This is a genomic window from Levilactobacillus wangkuiensis, from assembly GCF_016861605.1.
GTDB classification, from domain to species: domain Bacteria; phylum Bacillota; class Bacilli; order Lactobacillales; family Lactobacillaceae; genus Levilactobacillus; species Levilactobacillus wangkuiensis.
Genome location: NZ_BOLM01000021.1, coordinates 19711 through 44029 on the forward strand (window position 1 = coordinate 19711; position 24319 = coordinate 44029).

Genomic DNA, 24319 nt, shown 5'->3' on the forward strand with positions numbered 1-24319 from the left:
CCCTCCTCAAGTTAATCACTTCGTCTCATCTAGTTTACCACGAATCGGCAATTCAGGACACAATAACACCGTAAATTAATGACGGTAACACCGCGGCAACCGACTCGTGAAACCGCAAGCAATTTCGTAATGAATCGTCCCACAATAGTCCGCCACGTCCTGAAGACTAATGGTCTCGTCACCATCACGACCGACTAGCGTGACTTGGGTTCCGCGTTGATATTCAGCGGGTAAACGCACCATTAGTTGGTCCATGCAGACCCGACCAATAATTTCACAAGGCTGGCCGTCAATTAGCACGTGAAAGCCTTGTAACCGGCGTTCGTAGCCATCGGCATACCCAATCGGCACCGTGCCGACCCATTCGGCTTGGCTGGCCGTATAGGTCGCGCCATAGCCCACAGACTCACCGGCCGCAACCTTTTTTACGTGGACCAGTTCACTGGTTAAACTCATCGCTGGGTGTAAGGTATACGGCAGTTCAACAGCCGTTCCCGAAGGATTCAGGCCGTAACCAGCCACCCCAAACCGAACCATGTTGGCATTGCATTCCGCATGCCAGAGACTGGTTGCCGAATTTGACACATGAACGTAGCGCGGCATGTGGTCCAAGGCGCCCGTCAGTGTTTTCCAGGTTGTGACTTGTTGCTTAAAGTAACGGTCATCTGCACTGTCAGCCGTCGAGAAGTGCGTGAATATTCCTTCAAAATCAAGGGTATCGTTGTCATTTAGATAAGCCACCGCTGATTGCAATGAGGTTGGGGTCTTGAAACCGATCCGCCCCATCCCGGTATCCAAGCCTAAGTGAACTCGCAATGGTTGGGCCGGGTGGGCCAACGTCAGGTACTCGTTAGCTTCGACCAGCCAATCCTGTGCGGCAACGGTCGCCGAGATTCGTTGCGTCGCCATCAATGGCGCATCAGCGGGATCACTGACCCCTAACACCAGAATTGGCTCGTTGAACCCGGCGGCCCGTAACTCTAACGCTTCATCTAAAATGGCCACACAAAAGCCCGTGGCCCCCGCATCCTTAGCCGCTTGCGCCACCTGAACTGCTCCGTGACCGTAGCCATTTGCCTTAACGACCATGAACAGGACACAGCCGTCCGCTAACCGTGAAACCGCCGCGTGAATATTTTCTCTTAAAGCCTGCCGATCAATCACTAACTGCGTCGGCCGATGAACCCCAACTACCATGACTAGTTCCCTCTTTCTAAGATGACCTGAGTCATCACCAGCGTGGCCGTATGTGAAATGGACACGTGAGCGACTCCCCCGAATGGATGACGAACCACGATTGGTTGCCCAGCAGCGTTGTCCAGAATCTCAACGTCTTGGAACCCCACAGCGGCCCCGATTCCGGTCCCCATGGCTTTACTGTAAGACTCCTTAGCTGACCACCGACCGGCAATGTATTCTACCGCTCGTTGACCACTCAACCGTTGATACGCCTGCAACTCGGCAGCCGTTAAGACTTTGTTCAGAAACAACGGCTGTCGCGCGACCACGTCTTTGACCCGGGCTAAGTCCGTAATATCAATGCCGGTTCCGTAAATCATGGCGTCACCTCTCCTATAATGTCTACGTTATATTTTAGCACAGCACCCCCTCATTGACCCCCACAACTTAACCGGTTAAGCCGAATCTTAACTTAATTGCAGAAACATTTCGACCTTTAAGTATGTAAAAAAGGAAAGCGTCTCTCTGTCCGCTCTCCTTGATGAACTATGTTATGTCGTATTTTAGTGTAACACCGCCGCACGTAACCGCAGTTGCGCAGCTACGGGGCTCCGGGTCGGCATGGCATCTGCCGGAAGAACCTCTACTTGGCCGCCTAAACGGCTAACCAAGAGGGCTAAATCGTTGTACAAGTTATTTTGCCGGCTCAGGGCGGTCGTGGTTAAGACCTCACCCTTTTCCGTCAGGTGCCCAGGTTGACTGGCATCCTCACGCAGCCATAGTCGGAGCACTTGCCCCTGAACCGTGGCGGTCGCGAGGGCCCCCAAGTCTGACACGACCTGTTCACCCTGCCGCGCTTGTTGATACGCGTCGTGGCGAATCTGGGTGGCCTGCACGTGCCGTTGCTCAGTCACGCTGAGTGTCAATGCCGCTAAGGTCTGGTTCGCCGCCGCTAAGTTGGGATTTTGCACCAATCGGACCGCGGGATCCAGATACGCATTTTGCGAAATTTTCCGGAAGTTCCCCTGATCACTGGCACTCGCCACTAAGATCAACGGCACCTGATCCAGATTGGAATAGTGTTGGCTCACGTAGCTGTCAACCATCATGTAGTAATTCCGCAAGTCGGCGGCCTTGGCCGTATCGAGGGAGCCCGTCCCACTGTAATGGGTGTGCTCGCCCGCTGACCGTTGCCAACGGCCCCGTTCGCGTTGCTCAGTCCCTAGTGCGTGATTCATGGTTGCTGGGGCATCAACGGGCAGATTGACCAGTTCCGGTCGCCCACTCCGCACCTGCGCTAACTCAAAGGACTTCTGTCCCAGGAGAAGCAGGTCGTAGTCACTGGTCTTGTCCCGGGCCTGTAAAATGGGCAGAACGTTGGGCTGGTAAGTCACCGTGACCGTTGCCGACACTGGTGAGTGGAGCCAGTAATGATAACTATCCGTGGCCCCCGCCATGATCAGCAGACCACTCGCACTCCCGTTAGTCAACGGACCGTGGTCAAAGGGATCAAATGCATCCGCGTAAGCCGACCACGTTCTGTCAGGTGCAACGGCAAGCAACCGTTCCTTCCCTTGTTTAAGCAAACTCTTGAATTGGGTGCGGTCAGTGGCCGGAACACCCGTAACCGGTAGAGTCATGGTAACGAATGGCCCGGGCTGAGTGGCGAGCGTCAGTGCAGCGTGTAAGTCAAAGTGATTTGCCATGTAATTAACCTCCGTGGTTATTGTCATAAGTTTTGTCGTATCAATTCGATAAGGAAACTATATCATGTTCGATTTTAAATTGCAACTAATGTTTTTGATTAAAATACATTTATAGTGTGAATTTATTGCACGAACGTTGATTTATCGGCTTTTATTTTAGGTGAATTTTTTTGAAATTTTTTTCAGATTTAGTCTGATCTAAGTAATTTTCTAGCGGCTGTCTGACCAAAATCGGGGAATTCTTCAGATTGGTGAACGAACTTTCCTATTGCTGCTGCCCCTTCAGTTTAAAATTCAGGCAACTAGTTCCCTGCTTACTTAACTTATCTCAGATTTTACATTCTCCTCCAATCTTATATCCCAGTCCTGGCAGCTTCTGAAACGCGTTACGTAGGGCAACTGGTTCCGCTTAACACCGAAAAGCAAAAGTCCCAGGATCAGGGACTTTCACTTTTCGCCGTTAATGCTCGCCAGTTAACCGCCCTGCTCCACGCTCTCTATACAAAAAATCCCCACCAGTATGCGACTGGTGAGGACCCCTCTAATCAATTTAAATGAAACTAGTCTTTCTTACGAATGGTGAAGCCGCGGCTGCCACCTTCGTTACGCCGACCACTGTTGCCACCGTTGCTACGGTGACTCCGGTTGTCACCATGGCTCCGTGAATCATGGGAGTCGTGGTTGCGAGAATCATGGCCGCGTGAACCGCCACGACTGCCGCCACGTGAATCGTTGTTCCGATGGCCACGGTAGCCACCGCCGCCGTTACCGCCACGACGATGATTGCCACCACCGTGATGGTAACCGCCACCGCCATGACCCTTGCCACCGCGCTTAGGCAATGGACGTTCTGGCGTGATCTTAACAGGAACCTGACTGCTGTCCTTGGTTAAGTCGTTTAAGAGCGCGGCAACCAAGTCTTCAGCATCGTATTGGCTTAAGAGGCTTTCAGCCGTCTTAGCGTACTTTTCAGTATCCGTCTTGCTAACTAAAGCGTCAACTTCTTCTTTAGCAGCGCCCAGTTGGCTAACCAGGGCTTCTTCATCCGAAGGTGGCTTCAAAGGCAGCATACGCACCTTCGTCAGCTTTTCAATTTCACGCAAGTAATCCATTTCGTTAGGCGTTACGAAAGTCATGGAAACCCCATGCTTCCCGGCACGACCGGTACGGCCGACACGGTGAACGTAACTATCAGGATCTTGTGGAATATCGTAGTTATAAACGTGGGTCACGTCATTGATATCGATACCACGGGCAGCCACATCGGTTGCGACTAAGATATCTAACTTACCATGACGGAATTCGTTCATGATTTGGGTCCGACGCTTTTGCGTCAAATCACCATGAATCCCAGCAGCGTTATAACCACGAGCTTGCAAACCGCTTGAGATTTCATCAACCCGGCGCTTAGTCCGCGTGAAGACAATCGTCAAGTCTGGTGATTGCACGTCGAAGAACCGTGTCATAACATCAAACTTTTCGAAGTCACGTGAACGGACGTAGAATTGATCGATCAAGTCGGTCGTTAATTCCTTGGCCTTAATTTTCACGTGCTTAGGGTCTTGCATGAATTGGACACCAACCCGTTTGATTTCGGGAGGCATAGTTGCGGAGAAGAGCATCGTTTGACGCTTTTCTGGCAATTGCTTGATGATGTCTTCAATGTCATCCAAGAAACCCATGTTTAACATTTCATCGGCTTCATCCAAGACCAGCATTTGCACGTGGTCCAGCTTCAGCGTATGACGACGAATGTGGTCTAATAAACGACCCGGGGTCCCAACAACCACTTGCGGGTGGTTCTTTAAGGATTTGATTTGGCGACGAATGTCAGCCCCACCGTAAACGACTTGGACGTTAGCCCGTTCGTTACGGCCTAATTTATAAATTTCTTCTTGGGTTTGGATAGCAAGTTCACGTGTTGGAGAAACAACCAACGCTTGAACGTTTTCGTTGCTCTTATCAATCTTTTCCAAGATTGGTAAAGCGAAGGCCGCAGTCTTCCCTGTCCCGGTTTGGGCTTGTCCAATCACATCTTGACCAGCCAAAACCATGGGGATTGTCTCGGCTTGAATTGGGGTCGCTTCCTCGTAACCTGCTGTCGTAACTGCTTTCAGTAGGTCTTCGGAAAGACCCAGTTCTTTAAACTTCAAAAATAATTTCCTCCTAAATGGGTACGTCGCCATAGTGCCTCAGGGTTCTTGGAAAAAATCCGTTTTCCGTGGTGCGGACTGTGATTGGCTATGACGGGATAAGTTCGTTTCATAAATACAACTAAGCCATCATACAACGCTGAAACAAAATAAGCAACTCCCACGACTTGTGGAAGTTGCTTATTTTTCAGTTTAATTTTCAGTAGAATCCTGTAATGCCGCCAACACTTGCTCCAAATGAATGCCGTGAGATCCCTTTAATAAAATCTGATCATCGGCAGTTAATTGCGCCTGCAAATCGGCTGAAAGCGTTGCCAGGTCGGCACTTTCGTAATGTGACACTGGCAATGTTGGCGCCTGCTTAGCGAGTGCATTTTGCAGTGCGGCCATGTGTGGCCCAACCAGGTACACATGACTGATGGCCGCTGGATCAATGGCACTTGCCAGACCGGCATGCATGGCATCCGCCTGGTCGCCCAGTTCCAACATGTCACCCAACACCACGTACCGCTTACCCGTGACCGGGGTCTTCGAGAAGGCCGCTAAGACTTCCTTGACGGCCGTAGGATTTGAGTTGTAAACGTCACTCAGAATAGCGGCACCGCTAGTGCTCTGCACCCATTCAGCCCGGTTCTCGGTCAGACTAACCGTCTTCAACGCCCGTTGCATGTTCTCGGGCCGAATCCGGTAGATATTCCCCACCGTTAACGCAGCCAAGGCATTATTAACGTTATAGGTCCCAATCATGGGAATCGTGAACGTCAGGTCTGGCCATTGGTTCGTGGTAAATTGGGTTTCCGTGGACGTCCCATCAACACTCGTGGCGTTGATGGTGTCCGTCGCGGTTTGACCAAAGGTGAATTGCCGTTGACTCAATTCGGCCGCCCGTTCCTGCAGTAAGGGTTCGTCGCCATTGTAGACGAAGATGCCGTCGTCACTTAAACCATGGGTAATCTCTAGCTTGGCGTCCGCAATCTTGTCGCGGGTCCCGAAGAACTCAATGTGGGCTTCACCAATCATGGTGATGACCGCTAGATCAGGTGAAACTAGTTTACTCAAGAAGTCGAGCTGTCCTGGCCGGTCCATCCCCATTTCAACGACCAGCATTTCTGTATTGGGTTCCATGGAAAGCACGGTCATGGGCACACCAATTTCGTTGTTAAAGTTGGCGTGGGTCTTAGTCACGTTGAACTGTGTACTCAGGACAGAGGCAATCATATCCTTCGTCGTCGTTTTCCCGTTACTCCCGGTAATGGCAACGACCCGGGGATTAATTTTAGATAGGTAATATTGCGCGAGCGCTTGCAGCGCCTTTAATGAATCAGCGACTTGAATCACTGGAAAATCGGCTGGCGCAGTTGCGAGGTCGCGGGCCCAAAGAGTTGCCACGGCACCGTGGTCGATGGCCGACTGAATAAATTGATGACCGTCTTGTTCACCGGTCAATGGAATAAAGAGGCCGCCCGGTTGCAGGTGACGACTATCAAAAGCCACGCTCGTTACACTAACACTACGCCATTGTTCGAAATCATTGATTGCTCCAACCGCATGAGCAATTTCAGCAAGCTGCATCTTCATGTTTTCTACTCCTAATTAACGAAGCGATCCCCTCGACCGCCCCGGTTTCAAATTACTAGCCAGACAGCAGCGTGGCCGTCCGGTTTGTTCCGCATTAGATTCTGAGTCACATTATACCATGGATTGCCATCGGCTAACTTAAAAGTCCTGCAAAAACTTCCCGGTTGCGGACGCAAAAAAGGAGCCAGACACCGGTCCAGCTCCCCTTAACACGTCTTAAATTAAATCGCCAACGTCACTAAAAACTTGGTTATCGTGAATGCTTAACGCCCATTCACGCGTGGCTAGATCGTAACGCAGACTCGCCACTTCTCGGGAATCCGCATAAACTTCTTCCTGTGAGTACCAGGTATTTTGCCGTTCTGGATGGGTAATGGCCCGTACCGGAATCACGTAGATGCGGTGGCGCTCAACCAGCTGGTCAAAGGCCACGATCATGCCGTCGAGTAAGCCCTGAATCAACTGCAGTAAAATTTCGTGCGGCACATCTGAAATTGCTAATGGCCGGGCAAAGACCCACCGGTTGTTGTGCATCGACCGCAAGTGGCGTTTGATGCTAACCTCCAACACGTGGTCAAAGTCTGACAGGTGCCGATAGTAGGTCTTGTAAAAACCGTCCCGCAACGTCAGATACGCATACTCATTTTGAAGCTTGGCGTAAAACGGCGTTCGCAGGTGCGTCTCCATGTGTGCTAGGTAAAGGAGCTCAGCAATTTCGCTGGGCAATAGAAAGTCCAAATCATCGCCGTGCGCGTAGTCCAACCACTTCACAGGGTGCTCGTGTTTGGCTAACAAATAGCGCCGAATCTGCGCTTGTCCCGTCACGGTCTGCAACCGGGTGTGCGGATTAATTTCCACATCGTTACCCGATTCTTCGTTCAGCAAGAGCAGTTGGTTGGGGATGGCTGGCACCCCATTCAAAAAATCAGCTGGTGAAATGCCCAACGAATAGATCATATTCGTAACGGGTTCTAGACTCAAATAAATAAAATTTCCGCGCATGGTCGCACACTCTTTCCCCTAGTTTCAATCACACTTAATTGTACTACGAAACCGGCCACAACCGCTCACTATTTTTACATTTTTTCTAACCGGGCAATCCGGTCAGCCATTGGTGGGTGGGTCGCGAACAGATCCGCAAACTTTTGCTTGTGTTTGAAGGGGTCACTGATGTAAAGGGCGGCACTGTTCGGGTCGGCCTCTTTCATCGGTGCGCTATCGTCAATTTTCTCTAAAGCACTGATTAGGCCTTGTGGGTTCCGCGTCAGTTCAACGCTAGAGGCATCAGCCAGATACTCCCGGTTACGGGACAACGCCATCTGGGCAATGCTAGCCGCAAGTGGGGCCAGGATAATGAGGAAGACTGAGATCACCAGTCCAATCACATTACCGCCTGAATCGCGGTCATCACGTCGCCGACTCCCGCCCCACCAGAACCAGTTGCTGGCAAAGTTGACCAGCAAGCTGATTGCGGCGGACAGCGCCAGAGCAATAGTTTGCAGGCGAATATCATAGTTCCGGACGTGAGACATCTCGTGGCCAATGACGCCTTCCATTTCCTCACGATTGAGACGTGAGAGAATGCCGCTGGTCACCGCGACTGCCGCGTGTTCCGGGTCGTTACCGGTAGCAAAGGCATTGGGACTGGCATCGTCAATAATGAAGACCCGGGGCATGGGAACCTGAGCTACCATCGCCATGTCCTCAATCATGTGCCACAGCTGCGGTGCCTGACTGACATCCGTAATTTCACGCGCATGGTTCATACTCATGACCACATTAGTCGACTGACTAATCATAATCAGCATGTACACAACCGCGACGACTGCTGCAATCACGGTGCCAGAAATCCAGCTATTCCAGAAAAGGTAGCCTAAGGCCGCGCCAATCGCTAGGGTCAGCACCCCAAAGCCAAACATGACGTAACCCGTTCGCCGTTTATTCATGGCAATTTGGTCATACAACATGTTATCGCCTACTTATCTTGGCCAAAGTCATCGAAGTTAACCTTCGGCGCCGTTTTTTCTTCTTCAGGAACTTGCAGGTAGTCGCTCTCTTGGAAATGGTGAACCTTAGCGACAATGTTACTTGGGAAGGATTGAATCTTCACCGTTAAACTGGCCACGGAACTGTTATACAGTTGCCGAGAGTAGGAAATCTTGTTCTCGGTGTTGGTTAATTCTTCCATTAATTGGGTAAACTGCGTATTAGCTTTCAGGTCTGGGTAATTTTCAGACAAAGCAAATAATGACCGCAGCGTCGTCGAAAGTTGATTAGAAACTTCCATTGTTTGTTGGTGATCACCAGCTGGCACTTCAGTCAGTTGGTTCCGCAATGCAACCACCTTTTTTAACGTTGACTGTTCGTAGTTAGCGTACCCCTTGGTCGTTGAAACCAAGTTGGGAATCAAATCATTCCGCCGCTTTAACTGAACATCAATCTGACTCCATGATTCTTGAACGTGCGTCCGGGTCCGAATCAAGCCGTTATAAGAACTAATGTACCAAACGACCAATAAGACCAGCACGATGACTAAAATAATTGCTACCATATGTGCACGCCTCCTATTTTTTCTGGTACACTCATCATAACAAACGGTCAAGGCGGACTCCAGCAACTACGCCCGTCTTTACCATTAATTAGGAGGTTACCCCATGCAACACGTTCTGTTTGTTTGCCTTGGCAACATTTGCCGTTCCCCGATGGCCGAAGCTATCTTTAATCAGCTGTTGGTTGACCGTCAGCTCACTGATAAGTTTGCGGCTAAGTCGGTAGCTACCAGCCCGGAAGAGGAGGGAAATCATCCCCATCCGGGTGCCTTAAAAACCATGCGTGCACACGGTCTAGATGCCAGTCAACACCGGTCACGGCCCATCACGGACGCCGACTTTGCGTGGGCGGACACCATTATTACCATGGATCACAGTAACCTATATAACCTACAACGGTTAGCCCCTTCTGTGGAAGATCAGGCCAAAATCAAGTTGTGCTTGGATATCCTACCCGGTCGTGAGGGTGAGGCCATTGACGACCCTTGGTACACCCATAAATTTGAACTGACCTATCAGGAACTGGCAGAAGCCTTGCCTGCCTGGTTAGATGCGTTGACTAAATAAGCTACTAAAACCTTAGCCCGGCTTGAATCGTGACTTGATTCAGGTTGGGCTATTTGTGTGTATTAGAGTGCATTCTTTAATTCCCACGTGATTTGGCCTGAGTATTGGCCCGGGATAGCACTTGAATTCAAGTGTAGTAAGAGTCCACGGGGGCCTTTACAATCACCTGCGATGAGGGTTTCATTTGGAGTTTTGGTTTCGGGCTTTGTCTCCTGACTAGTGGCAATGACAATAGACTGTCTAGACAGGTCTTTCCATTGCTCAAGGCCAGGCACCACCACCCCCTGTTGTGTGGCTGGTGCAACATAGGTGAGCTTCCCGTCTAATGCCCGCTCCTCATTTTCAGTCATCAGTGTATCTGAATTCAGCGATGCAGTTAATTGCCATCCTGGTCTTGATTTCCCGGTATCAATAACACTAACGTTAAAAGTTTCTTTGGGGTAAATTTTCTCCGACCGACCAGTCAGAACACACTGACCAAACGTTAAGTCAGGATCAGCAGACAATTCCAACAACCTTTGCGTAATCGTATATTCCAAGACATTGGTACTATTAATGCCATTAGCATCAGATGCGCTAACCTTCAACTGAGTCGTCTTCGCCTGCAGCTGATCACTTGGTATCTTAAGCGTAAAGTTTCCTTTCTCATCCATCTGTATCTTCGCATCTAAATTAACGTGTAACTTAATTCCGTCCAGTCCAGATAACCGAGAAACTTTTCCAGTTAGCGTAACATCTTTACCGTCACTCACCACCATGTTCCCGGTAACGCTGTCGCCTGTCCAGTGCAAACTGATTGGATCATCGACCGATTTCACCTTGAAGCCATTTAAAGTTGCCGTTGTCACCGCATTTTCACCAATAAATTTACTGGTAGTTGCCGGCACGGAAGCCACCTCTCGCGTAGAACCAGTTTGAGGTGCTTTTTCTGGTAGTACGGCCTGCCCATTCAGTGACAAAGTCGCATGCTGATTATCCTTGGGTGTTTTGCCATTTTCATTGATTGATTTATATAAGTCATGAGCCAGTTTAGTCTTAATATCCTGTCCCTTGAGATCGCTCAAACTAAGATTTTCCGTTTGACCGTTGGCATACGTAATGACCCCATTCGTAAAGCTCAGATTTTTAGGTAAGTCGATGTTAGCTTCCACGTTTCGCCACGGTTCCCAACCACTAGCATAGCTCAGATCATAATCGAGCTTGACCTGATGCCCTGCTTTTATACTATCATCTGGCTTCACCACACGATTATTATCAGTGGTATCTGTCAGAACCGCCTTAGCATCCACATCTACTAAACCGGGGACCTTTTCAAAGACAACTAAATTGCTTTCAGAGACATCCCCAGTTGACCCCGTAAATCCCCAACGAATTAACCCACTATTATGCGGATCGATTTCATTTAAGTCCACGTTCTCCTTCGTGTAGGTCCTCCGATTTTCTGGTGTATCTTCACCAGTCTCCGCATCTTTATCATCAAATGTATAACTCATGCTCTTCTCCACATGATTCCAAGATAATATTACGTGATGCCAACGACCATTAGATAAAAAGTTTGGACCATTAAAAAGAACACCTTCGTGTCTCATGGTTGCATAGGGGATTTCGCTAAAATTTGGATGATGCTTAATCTGATAAGTTTTTTCTTTACCTGGGTAACCTGAAGCAATGTGTTGACTTCCGTGAGCAATCGCAACACCAGATTTAACAAGATTTCCATCAACCATTGAGACACCATCCAAACTGCCTTCGTCAAAAAAAGACTGCTGTCCTTTTTTCAGCTTTTCTTTTAACTCACTTTCCCAAACCTTATTTGAATACGTATCAAATTCCAATGCCCAACTATTCTGAATAGCCCTTCCTGCAATCGTTTTGGCATCAGGCAGTCCCTTCCCGGTAGCGTCTCCCCAAACGCCTAATGTCTCACCGACAGCAGGGTTGTGATTTTCATCCAATGCACTAGCACTTCCACCACGTGGATCATTTTGCATCACAAAAGCCATACCATCGCCCGAAGAGAAAGTACGACCGTCATCAAAAAACATCCACATAGATGCCGTCTGATCCTCGTTCAACCGCATGGCGGCCTCATCCTTCGTCCAAATCGTCCCTAATTGTTCTGGTCCATTAGTCAAATAGACCGCCTGATCACTCCCATATCTGGTGTCGATTAAATGTGCGGAATTGTTTGCAACACCACCAACCTTAAAATAACTGTTGATGTTAATTCCCTGTGGTGCACTATTTTGAATCTCTTTCTGGGTCCAATGATCTTGTGCTCTAGCCTTAATCTCCCAGCCAAAACTAATCCCCATCAGCCCCAAAATAACCCCTAACAAGACGTGTTTCAAAAACATGTCAATCCCCCCAATTTAAATCAATCTGCCAAGCAACATAACCGGTCAAGACTACCTCACCCTATCACGCTGGTTAACACCAGACGTCAATCTCAATTTCAATCGTTACGGTAGTTCCCCGGTCGCAGCCATTAACGTTGCCCACTGATTTTCACTATCAGTGACTTATAACATTTATTATATTATCACCCGTGTAATAATAACCTCATGTACCATCTGAAATTAGTATAGCACATTCACCACCAAAGTTAAGCAAAAATGTTGATATAACAATATTTATAAGAGGTTAAGGTACAATTCAAGATACTCACTTTTAGCTGGATAAGAGTTTTTAACCCAAGAAAAAAGAGCCCAGTCACCCAGGCTCTCACAACGTTCTTCTATTTAACAGCGTCCACAAAGCTCCAGGTCACCGTACCCTGATAACGGCCTTCAGCGGCACCACTGCCAATATCTAGCAACAAGCCCCGACCACTATCCCAATCGCCCGACACGTTGGTCAGGTCGTTGGCGCTGGTCGTCGTGCGATCCATCAGAACCTGGTTTCCCGCGCTTAGGTTAGCGGCAGTTGTCCCATCCTGATACATCAGGCTTGCCGGCAACACCGTACCAGCACCATCCGAACCAGTCGTAAACGCCGAAGCCGCCGCCTGTAAGGTCCAATGGCTACCGGTTCCCCGGGTGTCACGCACATCGACATCCCAATCATCATTAGCCGCCAATTGTTGGTGCTGCCCGGTCAGCGTTCCACTAAACGCAATCGTGGGGGCCACGGCCAATTTCAACGACCCCTGCGTGATGGTATAGCTCACGTCGTTACTGTTATTGCCCTTACTATCGGACGCGTACAGAATCAGCTGGTTACTCTCGGCTGTCAGTGCTGAACTGGGCACCGTGTAGCTAAAGGTTCCGCTAGCATCCGTGTTCTTCAGCGTGGTCACCGGTAGCTCTTCGCCGTTCAGTTCTCCGTGCAATTTGATATTGCTGTTGGTATCCGCACTCCCGGTAACGTACGAGGCCTTGCCAGTCAACGTAACCGACTTGCCAGCGGTCGCCGACGTTGTGCCAATCGTGTTGCTAGACCCATTGGCACTGTCGCCGGTCCACGCCAGGGTCATGGCACTATTGACGGCCTTCACGTTAAAACTATCTAATGTCGCCGAAGTCATTGCATTATCCCCGACAAAATTACTGGTCGTAACTGCCGTGCTCGTGGTCGTTCCCGCAACCACTGGCTTACCTGAGCTATCAACCGGCGCCGCCTTGCCATTCAAGGACAGGGTTGCCGTCGCGTTGGTCTTGGACAAGTTCTGGCTTAAAACTGTCTTCAGACTTTGACCACTGAGACCACTCAAGTCGATGGTATCCTTTTGCCCGTTGGCGTAAGTAACCACGCCCGACGTAAAACTCACATCCTGAGGTAACTTCAAATTGGCAACCACGTTTTTCCAGTCTTCCCGACCACTCGCATAGGTTAGGTTGTAATCGAGTCGTACGCGGTCACCAGAATTAATCGTCGTTCCACTAGTCACAGCGTTACCACTAGTCGTATCCGTCAATTTAGCTGTCGAGTTGGCATCAACCAGGCCAGGGACCTTTTCGAAAATGACCAGGTTATTCTCCCAGCTTCCTCCAGTCGATCCAGTAAAGCCCCAGCGGATTTTTCCAGTCCCATCCGGATCGATTTCTTTCATATCGAATTTATCGGTCGTGTAGCTCTTGGCGTCACTCGGCGTCGGATTACCAGTAGAGGCATCCTTATCATTAAAAGTGTAGGTCATCTTCTGAGCCGTGTGGTCCCAGAACAAGCTCACGTGATGCCATTCGCCATTTGCCAAAAAGCTGTTTCGATCATTTAGGACCCCCGTATGATTCATAGTAGCGTAATGCAATCCGGTTGTTCCTAAATTATTAATTTTATAGGTTGACGCTTTCCCAGGATAACCTGAGGCAATGTGCGGATAAGCACTAGGAATATCTTCATCAAAAAATGAAGAGACCCCTTTCTGCAACAAACCTTCCTTCTGACTATCTGCGGCATGGTTATTAAACGTATCAAATTCCAGTGCCCAACTGTGCTGAATCGCACTAGCAGCTAGTTTACTCGTGTCGGTAAAGGAACTGTTCGCATCATCCCCCCAGACACCAAGCGTTTCACCCGTTGCGGGTATCCCAGCTGGATCCGTCGCACTGGCTTTAATGCCACGCTCATCATTTTGCATCACAAAAGCCATCCCATCACCGGAATAAGACGTATTCCCGTTATCAAAGAACATCCACATCGACGCCGACTCGTCTTCATTTAAATTCATTTCAGCCGCGTCACTGGTCCAGATAGTCCCCAATTGACTAGTACCACTAGTTAGATAGACTGCCTGGTCTTTCCCGTGTGGTGTTTCTGCCAAGGTCGCCGCGTTATTGGCAATATCCCCTTTGTCAAAGTAACTGCCAATCTTGATGCCTTGTGGCGCTTTATTCGTAATGTCTTTTAATGACATTTGGGCTTGTGCCGAGGTCTCCCACCCCAGGGTCGCCCCCGCCAAACCAATCACTATCCCCGTTACCAACCGCTTCAACTTCATTTAAGTCACTCCTTAAGCGGAAACTTCCGCCGTGCTCCGATATTTTGTCGCCCTAGTCATTAATCGCACAAATAGTTTTGACTGGTGAAAAGATATTAACTTTTCTATCTAAGAAATACTGATTTAGCAACCTTTTAAAACTAATCAAGGTTCAAAACACTAGTCAATATTTTAAAGACTCCCCTAGAACAGTCTAGCTATTAACTAATATGATTATATTCGGTTTACGAGAGAAACACAACCGGAAAGCAATAAATGTTTCCACCTGTCTAATCAAGCAGACAACCATTCGCGGTTTAATAGTATTCCACCACCAACACATTAAAAAGGACCTCAGTTTCCACAACTAAGGTCCTCTAAATGACAACTAATTAAATTTTTAACGAGCCGGCAACCCACGAGATAATCAGCCTATGTCGGGGTATCACCCAGCGTCCAGGTGATCGTGCTGAAGTACGTGCCCTCGAGCGCATCGGAATGGATATTCAGGAATAACCCTTGCGAATCGTTCCACTCATTCGTGATATTGACCACATCGTCATCCGAAGTCGTCGTGTGACTCAGCACGTCAACCGCCCCACTCATCAGGCTACTACTGGTACCATCGCTGGTCACGTAAGTCATGTCCGCAGAAAGGTTCCCCCGTAGCTTAGAAATGAAGGGGGTCGCACTCGCCGTCAAGGTCCATTGGTCACCAGTACCCTCGGTATCATCAACGGTCACATCCCAATTACTATCAGGCGTCAAGGTCATTTCAGACCCGGACATGCTCTGCGGATCATCGCTATTAAATGAGGACTTCGGCGAGGCTACCAAGCTCCGAGACCCCGCCGACAGATTTACCGTCTCACTCACGTCATTGGTCGCATGCCCCTTACTATCCGTCGCGTACAATGTCAGCACGTTGTCTTGACCCGCAACCAGTGCGCTAGCTGGAATGGTGTAAGTAAAGGTCCCGGCCGCATCACTGTTACTCAGCGTCTGCGTCTGAAGTTCCTTACCGTTTAAGACCGGATGGAGCGTCAGACTGCTGTTCGGGTCGGCGGTTCCCGTAACGTAGGAGATTTTCCCCGTCACCGCAACATCTGCCGCCTTGGTCAGTCGTTTGCTGGCCGTCGTGTTATCTGAATCAACGCCATCCCCCGTCAGCGTCATGCTAACAGTGGCGTCATCGTTCTTCTCAACCTTAAAGCCCGTGAGACTCGCCTGCGTAATCGCATTCGAACCATTAAAGTTGTTGTTCGTCGCGGCCACGGTGGTTTCGCTACTATTGCCGGCCACGGCCTTCCCACTCAGTGAAATGGTGGCGCCGTCGTTATCACTGGACAGTTCCTTGCTCAAGGTCTCACTGAGGGCCTGTCCGGCACTACTCTGCGTATCCAGGTCCGTCACCGTTTGCGTGTCTCCGTTAGCATAAGTAATCGTCGCGTTGTTAAAAACAATATTGCTGGGCAACTTCAGTTTTGCCTGAATGTCCTGCCAGGAATCTCGGCCCCCATTGTAATTCAAATTGTACTTGAGGTTCATCCGGTCACCGGCATTCACCGTATCACTGGCTGACGTGATTTCCTTGTCGCTCTGCGTACTGTCCGTTAACTTGGCCGTCGCACTCGCGCTGACCAACCCAGGCACCTGTTCAAAAACGACCAGGTTATTTTCAAAGTTGGACCCGGTTGACCCCGTAAATCCCCAACGGATCTTATTGTCGCTACCTAGATTGAGCTTATTCTTATCCACTGTGACCGTTTGCGACAGTCCCGTCTTGGCGGCCCCAGTATCGGGATTCTTGTCGTCAAACGTGTAGGTCATTTGACTACTCGACGCATCCCATTTCAAAGTTAAATGCTTCCAGGTCCCAGTCCCCAGGAGGTTGAAGCCATTGGTGATCACACCCAGGTGGTTCAGCACCGCATAAGGATAATTGTACGTCGTGTTCGTTGGTGTCAGATTCAAAAAGCCCCCGTACGTGGTCACGGTAATGTTCTTTCCCGACAGATCATAAGAAGACTTATCTCCCGGGTAAGCCGAAGCAATATGCATACTATTTTCATTCAAATCAAATTGGTTCGCCGAATTAGCCGAATTGGTGAAATAACTATCCCAGGTTTTCTTCTGGTCCGCTGCACTGTCATCCGAGTCCGTGCTTGGCAGACTTTTGTTGGCATAGGTGTCAAATTCCAACGCCCAGCTGTTCTGAATCCCGGTTGCGGCTAAGTCCTCAGCACTCTTGTACTTTTCATTGACGTCATCGCCCCAGACACCCAACGTTTCACCAGTTGCGGGCGTGGGATTTGATTCATCACTAGTATTGAGGGCACTTGCGCCGATTCCCCGTTCATCATTTTGCATGACAAAGGCCATCCCATCACCGCTCGAGGTAAATGAATTCCCCGTGTACAGCCACATCGACGCCGTTTGGTTCTCGCTTAAATCCATTGCCGCGGCATCACTGGTCCAAATCGTTCCCAGCTCATCCCCGCCGTTCGTCGCATCCGTCAGCTGAACGGCCTGATTTTTTCCGTGATCCGTATCTGAAATTTTAGCTGAATTATTGGCGATTGACCCCTTTTCAAAATAACTATCGATGGCAATCCCCTGCGGCGCCGTATTCAGTGCGGCAGTCACATTTTCCTTGGTTGAAGCGAGCCCAGTCATTGTCTGCGCGCCGAGTATCGTCCCAAACGCCAATACCCCTAATGCGATTGCTTTTAACTTCATGTTCGATCCTCTCCTACTGCTGAAAAAGCCCGCTGGTACTAGTCATCCCGGCCAGCTTCTCCAACCTAAGCGTCACGCTGCGAACGTTGTATAGTTCAATAACTTTTCTAAAGGCTGTTCTTAGCGACAACCGGTTGCAATTGCGATTAAATGAGAACCCGCCGCAACCATTTCGCATTTGAATAAAAAATATTATAGTCGTTTCCCGTCATTAAAGGCAACCCGAACCATAAAGCTAGCTTAAAGTCTGTTTAGGTTGCCCAGTGGTTGGGCGACGCTTCCCGTCAATCAACCTAAAAAAGGACGACCCTAACCTTCACCCAGTAGGGCCGTCCAGATTTGAAAACACAATTTTGTTACAAATCATCTTAATTTCGCCGAACAAAAAAGGTGCCAACGCCCGACCCCCATCCCTGAAGGTCAGCCATCGACACCTGTCCGTCATTCATTTATTTGGGACCCGAAGACAATACCCAATTAATTGTGCCACTGTAGTCCCCAACAGCGGCACTACTATTCAAGTCCAGCAGGATTCCGGTATTGGCCGACCAATCCGCAGCGATATTGGTCGTCTGTGCTTGACCATTAGCCGTGCCACTGGCAATCAGAGCAGCATTGCCACTCGTCAGCTGAGTTATCCCGCCGTCCTGATCCTTATAGATGAGGTGACCATCCAACTGCTTGCCTGGCACATTGCCACTAGTCAATCCGTCTGTCGTTGCCGTTAGCTGCCAACTGGTACCGGCAACCAGGGAACTGTCCACGTTCAGTTGCCATGGACCACCTGTCTCATCACGAGCAACGTCCGTAATGGCCCGTCCAGTCAGCTGGGTCGTGTCAAACGTCAGGTCGCCACTGGTGGTCCCAAAGTCCATGGTCCCGCCGGTAATTTTACCCGTTCCACTCCCCTGATAGCTATTGCCAGCGGTTTGTGCGGTCGCACTGACCTGCAAGGTCGAGGTTCCCACCGGTACTTTCGGAATCGTTACCTTAAAGTCGTAGCCACTGTGCGTATTAGCCGTCGTGTCTAATTTCACGTTATCGCTGGCGATGTCAGTGGTCGTGCCATCCGGTGCGGTCAGAACCGCCTTAAGCGTGGTATCTTGCCCGTTGACCAGCTTATCAGTCGAGGAGATACTGCCGGTCACGGTTCCCGTCGTATTGGCATTCGCTGCCGTAGTCGGCGTCACCGCGACTGTAAATGGGGAAGCCTTGATATCAAATTCCGGTGTCACCGTCTTGGCAATCGCATTATCCCCGACGAAGCTCGACACCGCCCCGGGTGACTTGACATCCTGATTGGCGGCCGTCCCCTCCAGCGTGATAACCGCCTGCTTGGGAAGAGCATCTTTGTTTCCGAGGTCGTGAACGTCTACTGCCAGTTGATTATCGCTCTGGGTCGTCAGTGCGAGTGGCGTAATCGAACCGTCTGGATAACTAATTCTTCCACTCGTCCAATTAACGTTGGTTGGCAAGCCTAGCTTTCCCTTGATACCGGTCCAATTGGCGCCACCACCCAGATAATTAAGCGTATATGTGGCCTTAATTTTATCATTGCCATTCACACTCGTCGTCGGATTCGTAGTGGTAATTGCCGAGTTGGTCGTTTCATCTGTTAAAGCAGACGAAGCACTCGCATCCACCTGTCCAGGGACCTGTTCGAAAGCGACCATACTGGTTTCCGTGTCCGTTGCCCCAGTCGTTCCGGTAAGCCCCCAATAGAGTTTCGAATCGCCCCTAGAGACACCTAAACTGCTAAGATTGATTTTCTCTTTCGCAAACGTACCGCTATCCATTTTCTGAGGTGCCCCGGTCGTCAAGTTACGATCGTTAAAAGAATACGTGAGCGTTCCCGTATTCGAGTCATCCGTCGGCGCCTGATAATTCAAGGTTAGGTGATGCCACTTGGCATCTGACATGAACCGATCGCCAAATTGATCACGCACCAGGCCGTGGTGAACCAACCCATAATAGTTATAGGTGCCGTAATTATACTTCGTTTGAAAAATTCCAGTCGCGCCCGTATAGTACCTTCCCGTTTGTTGATAGGCGAGATAGGAACTAGGTTGTCCTGGGTAGCCCGAAGCAATATGTTCACCTTTGATAGTCTCATCGACATTATCGTTATCACTATCGGGACTATATCCTGATCCCAAAAACTGCTTTGTTGGCGGATCACCTGCCTCTGTCATTCTTCCCACATCAAATGAGTCCGGCGTGGTCTGGTTCACAATCCAGTTGTTAGCCGGTACTACCTGATCCACACCTGTATCGAATTCCAATGCCCAGCTATTAGGAATCGCCGTATCTGCCAAGTCTTGCACGGTCCCATTGGCCGTTCTAGGGTCAACACCCCAGACACCCAGAGATTCACCCAACCCAGAAAAAGCCGTATTACTATTCTTATTCAACACAAAGGCCATCCCATCACCGGGGGTAGTGCCACTAGTCCCAATATAAAACCACATTGAAGCTTGCTGGTTCTGATACGCGTCAAAAACGGGTTTACTGGTCCAAATCGCCCCACCCTGATTGGCACTACCATCCTGCGTCAGCGCCACGGCATCCCCCGTCGCACTGGTTTCGAACACCGCAGAATTGCTAATGGAACTCTGGGGACCAATTTTTTTTGGCAAATTGAAATAGGTGTCGGCCTTAACTTTTAAGCCTTGGGGTGCCGATTTAATCACATCGCCTGGCGTCGCATCCAGCGCCTCGCCGACAATCGTTCCGTGCCAGAGTTCCCAACCTAAACTAGCCATAATCACCCCAAAAACCACTAGCCATTTTGCTCGTAAGCGCATGCAAAATCCTCCCTCACAATTACGGTGCCTGTGACAATAACCAACAAGCCCCGACGCAAATCCAATTTAAATTCGTCTAGATAAGCAATTTATCCCCCAATATACCTATAGTCAGCTTTAGTAATGGAGGAAAACTTACTTTACAGTTAAAATAGCATTGTGTAATATTTAACCACCCTAATAAATACAGTATAACATCATCTTTTGCCGAAATTAAGTCATTCATGGCGCCAGTTGCGGGCCAAATAAAAACCACCACTGGTTAGGTTGCTCCCCCTAAGGAGGCCTACAGTGGTGGTCTTAATCTTGTATTTGTCTTAGTGAACCGCGTTTGACAGCGTCCAGGTCACGGTGCCCGAATAATCGTCCTGCAAGGCATCGCTATGCGTTTTTAACAACAGGCCCGTGTCACTCGACCAACTATCGACCACGTTCGTCGTTGCGCTCCCATCGTCCGCATGCGTCAAAACGGTGGTCGCCGTTGAATTGAGCGTCGTCGCGTTATGGTCAGCATCCACGTACACCAGATTGCCTTTCAATTGGTTACCTGGCACATTAGTCCCTGTAAATGGCGTGGCACTGGCTTGCAACGTCCAACCGCTGCCACTGCCCCGGGTATCGTCAATGATCAGCGACCAGTCGTTGCTGCGTTGAATCGTCTGCGCCTGACCCGTCAAGACCGTCTCCTTAAACGAACTCTTGGGTGACACCTGGCCGAAACCAAAGATGCCCACGTTGATGGTGACCGTCACAGTTGGAGAGGAATCCCCGTAGGCGTCCACGACATACAGGTCCACCGTGTTGGCCCCATTCTTCAAATCGCTCCCCTTGACCGGCAAGCTGAACGTTCCGCTATTACCGCTGGTCGTAAATTTACTGGTCGTCTCCGCACCGCCATTGATAGCACTGTGCAGGGTAAACAGCCGATCACTCGGCATCGTCCCGGTCAACGTCGCCTTCCCGGTAATGGTCGTCGAATCGCTTGGTGCCATGCTGACGGCCGCATTCGAGGTCAAGTCAAGCGCCATGATTCCGGTCGTTTGAACGATGCTAAAGCTAGGCAAGTCGGCCGTGGCAATCGCGTTACTCCCCCGGAAGGTACTGGAGCTAGCGTCGACTGACGCATTCACGTTGTCGGCCTGACCGCTCAACGTGATGGTCGCGGTTCGTCCGCCACTGCCATCGCTGGTATCCTGATTCAACGTTTTAGCCAACGTATAATCCAACTCCCGACCATTTAAGCCGTCAATCGGAATCGTGGCCGAAGTTCCATCCGCGTAGGCAATATTGGCCGTGCGTAATGTCACGTTAGCGGGAATGTTCATCGCGGCCTGAATGTTCTTCCAGGCGGCTCGCCCCTCATTATAAGTCAGTTTGTATGTCATCTTCAGGCGGTCGCCACCCGTAATCGCTGTGCCGGTCGCCAGCTGTTGACCGGCCGTCACGTCAGTAATCGACGCCGAAGCGGTCGCATCGACCAGCCCAGGAATTTGCTCAAAGACGACCAGGTTATTTTCATATTTATCACCAGTGGACCCGGTAAAGCCCCACATCGCTGAGGTGGCCGTGGGCTTTCCCTCGGGCGTTAATTTAGCCGGATCAACCTCATACGAGTTGCTTTGCCCCGTCTGGTTGGCGCCGGTCAACGGGTTCTTGTCATTAATCGTATAGGTCATGAGGCCCTGGGTAGCGCTGCCAGTTGGGGCCGTATAGGCCAAGGTCACGTGATGCCACGAGCCATTGGTCAACGTGGGGAGATTAGGGACCAGGCCCTGGTGCTTGAGGACGGTAACGTAGGCATCCGTGGTCCCGTTATTCATTGAGGCATACCGCTTGGCATAAGTCCCACTGACGGCTGGATACCCCGCAGCGATATGCTGTTTGGTCGTGCCGGCATCTAGCCCGGCATTGGCGGTGTAATAATCAAAGTCGGTCGCGTTGGCTTGGTTCGCATTGATGCCTTGATTATTGATAAACGTATCAAATTCGAGCGCCCAGCTGTCCTGAATGGCCAGCGCGGAAATCTTACTCGTGTCGCCCGATGTCAGATAGTTGTAAGGATAGCCCCAGGTCCCGAGTGTTTCGCCTCGGGCCGTCGCACCGGTATCGGTGGTCGCCGTGGCTTTGGTCCCCCGGGGATCATTTTGCATGACAAAGGCCATCCCATCACCCATTTGATTATTCGCCGTGTTATTTCCAAAATACATCCACATCGAAGCCTTTTGGTTCTTGGTCAAGTCGATGTCATAATCATCCTTTGCCCAAATCGTCCCCAATTGGTTGTGGTCATAGGTCAGTCGCACCGCCTGAGTTGGGTCGGTCGGACTCTTGGGCGCCGTCACTGAGGCCGAGTTAGCGCCGGTAAAATTCCCCGGCGTGAAATACTGGTCGATGTTCAAGCCCTCTGGCATCGTGGACAACGCACTGTCGTAGTCCGCATCCGTGGTATCTGCTCGTACCGTGCTCGTTTGCCAGGCGACTAACCCCCAAGTCAGCAGCAAGGTCAGCACACTGGCAATTTTAACTTTTAGTCGCATAAGCTTACTCCTTCCCCAACTTTATCCCCAAGTTACGAGGCCTGTTTTCACATCGTAACAAATTGTGACGTTTCTGAATTTTCGTGGTAATCAATGCCTTTAAAAAGGGCTAGTCAAATTGATTATCAACTTCAATATCTAATCCCATTATACGATGTTCTGCCCACACATTGCGGGTTCCACCCGTTTTAGGGGCAGCTTGTCCCCACTAATTTAGACTTATTCAGTTAAGTAAACTTACCTACATTTTTGTGCGTGGATCAAGCAACATCCTGTTTACCTTTAGACGCAAAAACGCCGTCAATCCAACAGCACAGGCTGTCAGGTCGACGACGTTTGCAATTTTTATTTATTTGGTAGTATCCGTCTTGTCAGTGGCAGCATCGTCGTCATCATGACGGCGGTTCTTCATTAACAAGTAGATGATGATCAGCAGCAGCAACAGGATTAAAATCCCACCGGCCACGAACCACCAGAGGTAGCTCTTTTGTTGTGGCGTGTTGATCTTATTCTTTAATTGGTTGATTTGGGCCTGGGTGACGTTAAAGTTCTTGACGAAGTGCCAGTGGTAACCACCCTTAGCATAAGCATCGAGGGTCAACGTGTATTCGCCGGCCTTTAACTGCGTGCTGCCCCAAGGAATGGAGTAGTTGAAGTTAGAGTTAGGCGCCATGGACATGTTGCTCTTCTCGTTGCTCAACACCGTCTTGGTTTCATTGGCCTTGGTGACCTTGGACTTCACCTTTAACTCGCTCATCAGACCCGGACGTGGGTTTTGTAAGTTTGCTTGGATTTGGTTGTAGGAGTTGATCTGACCAGCCTTGACCGCGTTAAGCTTCATGTCGGGGGCAACGTCAACGCTGCTTTCCCGTAACCGAACCCCAATGACGTAGGCGAAGGCGTTCTTGATGGTGACACCCTTCTTTGCACTGGAACTGTCATCATTGGTCAGTTGCTTAACGTAAACGCCCCCTAAGATCATCCCGTCAATCGTCTTGGCAGGCATGGTGTAGGACACAGAGACCTTCTTGGTACTCTTAGCAGGGACGTTGACCTTTTGGGTGCTGTCCTTGCTGAAGACGTCCTTGATGCCGACCTTCAGTGAGCTATCCAGGGTTGGATTGGCCTTACTGTAGTCGATGACCCCATTATCGTTGGTAATCGCTTGATTGACCCCAACTTGGAATCGTTTCATGGACTTACTCGTGTTGCGGATCACAATCGTCAATTTCTGCTGTTGCTTAGGCTTGACCCGCAAGGCGAAGTACGTGACCTTCTTGTCGTCCTGGTTCTTTGGCAAAATGGCGCTTACCGAATAGCCCACGCTTTCGGCCTGAGCAGTCTGTTGATACCAGCCAAACGCCATCAGTAACGTCCCTAATGTTACTAAAATCTTTAGCCAACGTTTCATGTTTCTCCCAACCTCCATAAAAACTCAACTTTATGTTCATTGTAACAAAGAATGCGGTAGCTGTCGCCACCGCATTCACTATCTTTAACATTTTTAATGTAGCCCGATTTAAAATTGAAGTGCAACACCCCTTAAGACATTAAGGGTAAACAAATAGGCCATGGAGACCTATACTTTT

The 24319-nt window shown here is 49.8% G+C and carries 15 protein-coding genes; 1 reads left to right on the forward strand and 14 read right to left on the reverse strand.

The features are described from left to right. Window positions 1–75: 75 nt before the first annotated feature. The 8 genes from alr to JUF13_RS12065 form a co-directional block, all read right to left on the reverse strand. On the reverse strand, window positions 76–1197 hold the full coding sequence (alr, locus tag JUF13_RS12030; RefSeq protein ID WP_203639867.1) for an alanine racemase: 1122 nt from the start codon (window positions 1195–1197) through the stop codon (window positions 76–78). 2 nt (window positions 1198–1199) lie between these two features. Next, complete coding sequence (gene acpS, locus JUF13_RS12035; protein WP_203639868.1) at window positions 1200–1559, reverse strand: holo-ACP synthase; 360 nt, start codon at window positions 1557–1559, stop codon at window positions 1200–1202. A 183-nt stretch (window positions 1560–1742) separates the two neighbouring features. Beyond that, window positions 1743–2885, reverse strand: coding sequence for a baeRF6 domain-containing protein (locus tag JUF13_RS12040; RefSeq protein ID WP_203639869.1), 1143 nt, complete (start codon window positions 2883–2885; stop codon window positions 1743–1745). Window positions 2886–3445: 560 nt separating this feature from the next. Further along, a complete protein-coding gene (gene cshA / locus JUF13_RS12045; RefSeq protein WP_203639870.1) occupies window positions 3446–5038 on the reverse strand; it encodes a degradosome RNA helicase CshA in 1593 nt (530 codons plus the stop codon). Between the two features lie 192 nt (window positions 5039–5230). Further along, a complete protein-coding gene (locus tag JUF13_RS12050) occupies window positions 5231–6616 on the reverse strand; it encodes a UDP-N-acetylmuramoyl-tripeptide--D-alanyl-D-alanine ligase (protein WP_203639871.1) in 1386 nt (461 codons plus the stop codon). Between the two features lie 216 nt (window positions 6617–6832). After that, a complete protein-coding gene (locus JUF13_RS12055) occupies window positions 6833–7618 on the reverse strand; it encodes a hypothetical protein (RefSeq protein WP_203639872.1) in 786 nt (261 codons plus the stop codon). A gap of 74 nt (window positions 7619–7692) precedes the next feature. Next, on the reverse strand, window positions 7693–8583 hold the full coding sequence (gene htpX, locus JUF13_RS12060) for a zinc metalloprotease HtpX (RefSeq protein WP_203639873.1): 891 nt from the start codon (window positions 8581–8583) through the stop codon (window positions 7693–7695). A gap of 8 nt (window positions 8584–8591) precedes the next feature. Continuing rightward, window positions 8592–9167: a LemA family protein gene (locus JUF13_RS12065; RefSeq protein WP_203639874.1), complete on the reverse strand. Its 576-nt coding sequence runs from the start codon at window positions 9165–9167 to the stop codon at window positions 8592–8594. A 103-nt stretch (window positions 9168–9270) separates the two neighbouring features. On the opposite strand from JUF13_RS12065, the gene JUF13_RS12070 reads away from it, so the two are divergent. Then, complete coding sequence (locus tag JUF13_RS12070; RefSeq protein ID WP_203639875.1) at window positions 9271–9732, forward strand: low molecular weight protein-tyrosine-phosphatase; 462 nt, start codon at window positions 9271–9273, stop codon at window positions 9730–9732. Between the two features lie 62 nt (window positions 9733–9794). Here the strand turns inward: JUF13_RS12070 and JUF13_RS12075 are convergent, their stop codons facing one another. From JUF13_RS12075 to JUF13_RS12100, 6 genes are all read right to left on the reverse strand, one after another. Next, a complete protein-coding gene (locus JUF13_RS12075; RefSeq protein ID WP_203639876.1) occupies window positions 9795–12089 on the reverse strand; it encodes an L-type lectin family protein in 2295 nt (764 codons plus the stop codon). A 380-nt stretch (window positions 12090–12469) separates the two neighbouring features. Continuing rightward, window positions 12470–14671, reverse strand: coding sequence for an L-type lectin family protein (locus JUF13_RS12080; RefSeq protein WP_203639877.1), 2202 nt, complete (start codon window positions 14669–14671; stop codon window positions 12470–12472). 411 nt (window positions 14672–15082) lie between these two features. After that, window positions 15083–17389: an L-type lectin family protein gene (locus tag JUF13_RS12085; protein ID WP_203639878.1), complete on the reverse strand. Its 2307-nt coding sequence runs from the start codon at window positions 17387–17389 to the stop codon at window positions 15083–15085. Window positions 17390–17838: 449 nt separating this feature from the next. Then, window positions 17839–20193, reverse strand: coding sequence for a hypothetical protein (locus JUF13_RS12090; protein WP_203639879.1), 2355 nt, complete (start codon window positions 20191–20193; stop codon window positions 17839–17841). Window positions 20194–20510: 317 nt separating this feature from the next. Continuing rightward, on the reverse strand, window positions 20511–22730 hold the full coding sequence (locus tag JUF13_RS12095) for a WxL domain-containing protein (RefSeq protein WP_203639880.1): 2220 nt from the start codon (window positions 22728–22730) through the stop codon (window positions 20511–20513). Window positions 22731–23079: 349 nt separating this feature from the next. Further along, on the reverse strand, window positions 23080–24141 hold the full coding sequence (locus JUF13_RS12100) for a WxLIP family cell surface protein (RefSeq protein WP_225893692.1): 1062 nt from the start codon (window positions 24139–24141) through the stop codon (window positions 23080–23082). Between the last annotated feature and the right edge of the window lie 178 nt (window positions 24142–24319).